Source organism: Flavivirga aquatica, from assembly GCF_001747085.1.
Classification (GTDB): domain Bacteria; phylum Bacteroidota; class Bacteroidia; order Flavobacteriales; family Flavobacteriaceae; genus Algibacter_C; species Algibacter_C aquatica.
Genome location: NZ_MDJD01000008.1, coordinates 1 through 675 on the forward strand (window position 1 = coordinate 1; position 675 = coordinate 675).

At 32.1% G+C, this 675-nt stretch carries 1 pseudogene; it reads left to right on the top strand.

Annotated features, from left to right (window positions below):
- Positions 1-330, top strand: a pseudogene (locus tag A8C32_RS20505) (hypothetical protein); the annotation flags it as partial.
- Between the last annotated feature and the right edge of the window lie 345 nt (positions 331-675).

The window sequence follows — 675 nt, forward strand, 5'->3', positions numbered from 1 at the left end:
GAATTTATGGAATACATTAACGAAGTTAGGCCAAGGATTTTAAAAGAAACCAATAAAGTAACCGAACAATTATTACTACCAATAGGAAGGAGTTACAAGCTTCATAATACGATACATAAATTAGCTAAAGAACTAAAGGAAATCAATAACAGTTTTACCGATGTAAAACAAATAAGAACAAGTGTTATCATCCACTGGCTCAAACAAAACGGACTGCGAAAAGCCCAATATCTGACAGGACATAAATATATAAGTTCAACCGAACGCTACCAACAAGACGATTTAGAAAGTCTGCATGAAACCATAAACAACTTCCACCCCTTACGATAAAAAAATATGAGAGATGAAAATAAAGAATAACAGTCCATAGAAATATAAAAGATAATATTACTTTTATTCCTTAAACATTACCACTATTAAGTTACAATTAAAGTTACGCCCTGTATGGCTTGAGTTAGGAAACAATCTCAGTGCACGGTAATGTGCATAGGAAGCCTAAGCAGGGTTTTTAATCCTAAAACATTACCAAAATGACACCACATGAATTTAAGACAAGGTATCTACATACCTTGCAAACAGACCCCAAAACAAAACAGAATTATATAAAACTACCTATTACTGATTTAAGTGAACTTATCTATATGCAAGAATCATTATTAGAAAACATAGTGCTGT